The sequence below is a fragment of the Bordetella sp. genome (assembly GCF_051960075.1).
Taxonomy (GTDB): domain Bacteria; phylum Pseudomonadota; class Gammaproteobacteria; order Burkholderiales; family Burkholderiaceae_B; genus Bordetella.
Genome location: NZ_JBQCER010000037.1, coordinates 1 through 5,385, shown reverse-complemented (window position 1 = coordinate 5,385; position 5,385 = coordinate 1). Strand labels below are relative to the sequence as shown.

The 5,385-nt window shown below is 64.8% G+C and carries 6 protein-coding genes and 1 pseudogene; all 7 read right to left on the bottom strand.

Annotated elements, in window-relative coordinates; genetic code table 11:
• Positions 1–495: RNA polymerase sigma factor RpoE (gene rpoE / locus ACTHJ1_RS04700; protein WP_440188428.1), on the bottom strand; the 495-nt coding region annotated here is incomplete at its 3' end.
• 83 nt (positions 496–578) lie between these two features.
• Positions 579–1,808: a beta-ketoacyl-ACP synthase II gene (gene fabF / locus ACTHJ1_RS04695; RefSeq protein ID WP_440188425.1), complete on the bottom strand. Its 1,230-nt coding sequence runs from the start codon at positions 1,806–1,808 to the stop codon at positions 579–581.
• Between the two features lie 181 nt (positions 1,809–1,989).
• Complete coding sequence (gene acpP / locus ACTHJ1_RS04690; RefSeq protein WP_019936251.1) at positions 1,990–2,229, bottom strand: acyl carrier protein; 240 nt, start codon at positions 2,227–2,229, stop codon at positions 1,990–1,992.
• 162 nt (positions 2,230–2,391) lie between these two features.
• Entirely contained in the window at positions 2,392–3,135 is a 744-nt protein-coding gene (gene fabG / locus ACTHJ1_RS04685) for a 3-oxoacyl-ACP reductase FabG (protein WP_440188421.1), read from the bottom strand.
• Between the two features lie 8 nt (positions 3,136–3,143).
• The gene (fabD, locus tag ACTHJ1_RS04680; RefSeq protein ID WP_440188418.1) at positions 3,144–4,088 is read right to left on the bottom strand and encodes an ACP S-malonyltransferase; all 945 of its coding nucleotides are present in this window, start codon (positions 4,086–4,088) and stop codon (positions 3,144–3,146) included.
• A gap of 31 nt (positions 4,089–4,119) precedes the next feature.
• Complete coding sequence (locus tag ACTHJ1_RS04675; RefSeq protein WP_440188431.1) at positions 4,120–5,094, bottom strand: beta-ketoacyl-ACP synthase III; 975 nt, start codon at positions 5,092–5,094, stop codon at positions 4,120–4,122.
• Positions 5,095–5,105: 11 nt separating this feature from the next.
• Positions 5,106–5,385, bottom strand: a pseudogene (locus ACTHJ1_RS04670) (phosphate acyltransferase PlsX); the annotation flags it as partial.

The window sequence follows — 5,385 nt, the reverse complement described above, 5'->3', positions numbered from 1 at the left end:
CATGCTCTGGGCGATATCTTCGTAGCTCATACCTTCTATTTCACGCAACACGATAGCCGTACGCAATTCCTCGGGCAAGGCATCGATCGCCGCATTTACCGTGTCGACGATCTGACGGCTTGCCATCATGGATTCCGGCGTACTGATATCGGTTAGGTTGTCGATTTGGCTAAAAGTTTCACCGTCTTCGGTTTCAATTATGCTGGGCGCGCTGGGCCGGCGGCCATTGGCGGCCTGCCAGTTGCGCGCCGTATTGATGGCGATACGGTACAGCCAGGTGTAGAAAGCGCTGTCGCCGCGGAATTGCGGCAGGGCCCGGTACGCCTTGATGAAGGCCTCCTGGGCGACGTCCTCGAGATCGGCGGGGTCGCGGATCATGCGGGACAGCAGCCGCAGGATCTTGCGCTGGTACTTGATGACCAGCAGATTGAACGCCTGCTTGTCGCCGCGTTGTACGCGTGCGACAAGCTCGGCGTCGGCGTCGCGCTCGCTCATTGATTGCCCCCCAGGCGCACGCGCCGTCCCCCCGAGGGGGATGTGAGCGCTTGGGAGCGGCCCGGCACGCTCACTCGATCAATTTAAATGCGACGCACGGCCATCGAGCCGTTGGTGCCGCCGAAACCGAAAGAGTTGGACAGAGCCACGTCGATCTTCATGGGCCGCGCCTGGTTGGCGCAGTAGTCCAGGTCGCATTCCGGATCCTGGTTGAAAATGTTGATGGTGGGCGGCGATATCTGGTTGTACACGGCCAGGGTCGTGAACACCGCCTCGATGCCGCCGGCCGCGCCCAACAGGTGACCTGTCATGGACTTGGTCGAATTGATCACCAGCTTTTTGGCGTGATCGCCAAAAGCCAGCTTGAGCGCCTCGGTCTCGTTCTTGTCGCCCAGGGGCGTGGACGTGCCGTGGGCGTTCACGTAGTCGATCTCGTCGACGTTGATGCCGCCGTTCTTGAGCGCATTGACGACGCCGCGGCGCGGACCGTCGCGGTCGGGCGCGGTGATGTGGTGCGCGTCGGAGCTCATGCCGTAGCCGGCGAACTCGCCATAGATGCGCGCGCCGCGCTTCTTGGCATGTTCATATTCTTCCAGCACCAGCACGCCTGCGCCCTCGCCCAGCACGAAGCCGTCGCGGTCGCGGTCCCAGGGCCGCGACGCCGTGGCGGGATCGTCGTTGCGCGTGGAGAGCGCGCGCATGGCGGCAAATCCGCCGATGCCCAGAGGCGACACAGTGGATTCGGCGCCGCCGGCGATCATTACATCGGCATCGCCGTATTCGATCAGTCGAGCGGCATCGCCGATGCTGTGCAGGCCGGTCGTGCAAGCCGACACGACGGCATAGCTCGGTCCCTTCAGGCCGTACTGGATGGACAGGTGACCCGAGATCAAGTTGATCAGCGACCCAGGCACGAAGAAAGGCGAAATGCGGCGCGGCCCCTTGGCCAGCATCTCGGCGTTGGTTTCCTCGATGCGCGGCAGTCCGCCGATGCCCGAACCCACGATCACGCCAATGCGTTCGGCATTGGCTTCGGTGACTTCCAGGCCGCTGTCTTGCCAAGCCTGCATGCCCGCAGCCAGACCGTAATGGATAAAGGTATCCATTTGGCGGGCGTCTTTGGCCGACATGTATTGGGTAACGTCGAAGCCTTTAACCTCGCCGGCGATGTGAGCCGTCAGCGCCGAAGGATCGAAGCGCGTAATGCGGGTGATGCCCGAACGTCCGTTGACGATATTGTCCCAGGCGGTGGAAATATCATTGCCCACAGGGGACACGATACCCAGCCCGGTGATGACGACGCGTCGCTTCACGGATGACTCCTAAACACAGATAAAACAAAGGCGGTTCTCGGAATTCGCCCAACGGATGGCCATACAACGGCCATCAGGCCTTTGCATGACACCAGGCCCGCCCGGCAAAACTCCTGAAACCGCCCCGCACCCGCCTCGTCCGGAGCGATTCCGGACGCGCGGCATGGATAGCTCGGCAGGCTTATTGCTTGCTGTGCGAGTTGATGTAGTCGATGGCCTGTTGCACGGTCGTGATCTTCTCGGCCTCTTCGTCGGGGATCTCGGTTTCGAACTCGTCTTCGAGTGCCATGACCAGTTCGACCATGTCGAGCGAATCGGCACCGAGGTCGTCAAGGAAGGAGGACTCGTTCTTGATCTCGGCTTCGTTGACGCCCAGTTGTTCAGCGACGATCTTCTTGACGCGCTGTTCGATGCTTTCCATGCAGATCTCCAGTAACGGGAAAAAATCCCGCGAATTATAGCCAAGCGTGGAATAAATCACACTGGCTCGGTTAAGGCCCGCTCGCCCGGCCTAATAGCCGTCCGGCACCGCGGGATCAAAACGAAATACCGCCAAACTGCTTATATCGGCGGCGTTTCGACGCTATTGCATATACATTCCGCCGTTAACGTGCAGCGTCGTGCCCGTAATGTATCCGGCTTGCGGGCTGGCCAGGAAGGCCACGGCATGGGCGATGTCTTCAGGTTGTCCCAGGTGCCCCAGCGGAATCTGCTGGATCAGCGCTGCAGTCTGGTCTTCGCCCAGGACACGGGTCATATCGGTATCGATGAAGCCCGGCGCCACGCAGTTGACCGTAACGGCGCGGCTGCCCAGCTCGCGCGCCAGCGCACGGGCCATGCCCGCCAGGCCGGCCTTGGCGGCGGCATAGTTGGCCTGACCGGCGTTGCCGCTGGATCCGACGACCGACGTCACGTTGATGATACGACCCCAGCGGGCTTTCATCATGGGGCGCATCACGCCACGCGAAAGGCGGAACACCGCCGACAGATTGGTATCGATCACCGCCGACCAGTCGTCGTCTTTCATGCGCATGGCCAAGCCGTCGCGGGTGATGCCGGCGTTGTTGACCAGAATATGCGGGCCGCCCGCTTTGGCCAACTCGTCGATGAGTGCATCGCAGGCCGCCGGATCGGTAACGTTCAGCACGACGCCGCGGCCGCCCAGCGGTGCCAGGGTTTCCTGGACCGTTTTGGCACCGGCTTCGGAGGTCGCCGTGCCGACCACGTTGGCGCCGCGACGGGCCAGCTCCAGCGCGATGGCGCGGCCGATGCCACGTGTGGCGCCGGTGACCAACGCGGTCTTGCCTTGCAGTTCGGGAGTGCTCATGAATGTCCTTAGCCTTGCAGGGCCGCCAGAGCGGCTTCCAGAGAAGCGGGATCGGCGATCGACATGCCGACGAGATCGCCGTCGATGCGTTTGACGAGACCGGCCAACACCTTGCCGGGACCGCATTCGACCACATGCGTGACGCCTTGCGCCTTCATGGCCTGGATGGTCTCGACCCAGCGCACCGGATGCCAGGCCTGGCGCACCAGTGCGTCGCGGATCGCGACGGGATCGTCGACCTGAGCCACGTCGACGTTGTTGATCACCGGGATGGACGGCGCAGACACGTCGATCTCGGCCAGCGCGCCGGCCAGTACGTCGGCGGCAGGCTTGAGCAGGCTGGAGTGGAACGGCGCCGACACCGGCAGCGGCAGCGCGCGCTTGGCGCCTGCGGCCTTGGCGGCTTCGCAGGCGCGCTCGACGGCCGCCTTGTGGCCGGCGATGACCACCTGGGCCGGCGCATTGAAATTGACGGCTTCGACCACGTCGCCGGGTTGGCCATTTGCAACGGCCTGGGCGCAAGCGGCACGCACGGCATCGTCGTCCAGACCCAGGATGGCGGCCATGCCGCCCGTGCCCACCGGCACAGCGGTCTGCATGGCGTCGGCGCGCACGCGCACCAGGCGCACGGCGTCTTCCAGAGCCAGGGAGCCCGCCGCCGTCAAGGCGGTGTACTCGCCCAGGCTATGGCCGGCCATGACGTCGGGCTTGCGGCCGCCCGCGGCAGCCCAGGCGGCGTAGCAGGCATAGGCGGCCGTCAGCATGACGGGCTGAGTATTGGTAGTGAGATTGAGCTGATCCGCGGGGCCCTGGGCGATCAAACTGCCCAGATCCTGACCCAGCGCGGCACCGGCGCGGACCAGCACGTCGGCCACCGCGGCATTGCCGGCCCAGGCGTCGAGCATGCCGACCGACTGCGAACCCTGGCCGGGAAAGACAAATGCGATTTTCATGAATGTGCCTCGTCGATTGGTGCGGGCCGGCTTACATGCGGGCCAGCACGGAACCCCAGGTGAAGCCGCCGCCCACGCCCTGCATCAGAACGGCCTGACCGGCCCGGATGCGGCCGTCGCGGCGCGCGGCGTCGAGCGCCAGCGGCACGCTGGCTGCCGAGGTATTGGCATGCTGGTCGACCGTGACCACGACGCGCTCGGCAGGCAGGCCGAGCTTGCGTCCCAGGAAGTTGATGATACGCACATTGGCCTGGTGCGGCACCAGCCAGTCGAGGTCCGAAATCCAAAGCCCCGCTTCGTCGCACACGGCTCGCGCCGAGCGTTCGAGCACGGTGACGGCCTGCTTGAACACGGCCTGGCCGTCCATGCGCAGGAACGGATCGCCCGTCACCTCGCCGTAGGCCACGTTGCCCGAGGCATTCAGGATCTTGGCCAGGCTGCCGTCGGCGTGCAGATGCGCAGCAATAATGCCGGGCTCTTCGGAAGCCTTGAGCACCACCGCGCCGGCGCCGTCACCGAACAGCACGCAGGTCTTGCGGTCGTTCCAGTCGAGAATGCGCGAAAAGACTTCGGCGCCGATGACCAGCGCGCAGCGCGCACGGCCGGCGCGAATGAAGCTGTCGGCGGTGGCCAGCGCATAGACAAATCCACTGCAGACGGCCTGCACGTCGAACGCTGCGCCGCCGGCGATACCCAGATTGGCCTGCACCAGGCAGGCGGTGCTGGGAAACACGAAATCGGGGGTGGAGGTCGCGAGGATGATGAGATCGACCTCGCCGGCCTGCACGCCCGCGTCTTGCAAGGCCAGGCGTGCGGCCTCGGTGGCCAGTTGGCTGGTTGTGACGCCGCGTTCGGCCAGATGGCGCTGGCGGATGCCGGTGCGCTCGACGATCCAGTCGTCGGAGGTTTCGATGCCGCGCGCGGCCAGATCGGCAGCCAATGCCTCGTTGGAGACCACGCGCTCGGGCAGAAAGCCGCCCGTGCCTGCGATCCTGGAGTAAGTCATGGGGGTGTTGTTCATGCCGGAGTTCCTGCCGCGCCGGACGCGGTGGTCTCGCCGCAAGCCTGATGGCGCTTGGTTATCTGCGCTACGGCCCGGGCCGTGCGCTCCAGGAGTTTGCTGACCACTGCCTCGCGGGCTCGCTGCAGCGCGAAACCGTAGGCGTAGACGTCGGCCGAACCGTGGCTTTTGATGACTACGCCGCGCAGGCCCAGCAGCGCCGCGCCGTTATAGCGTCGATTGTCTACACGCTTGCGCAGGCGGCCGATCACCGGAAGCGAGAACGCCCCGGCCAGC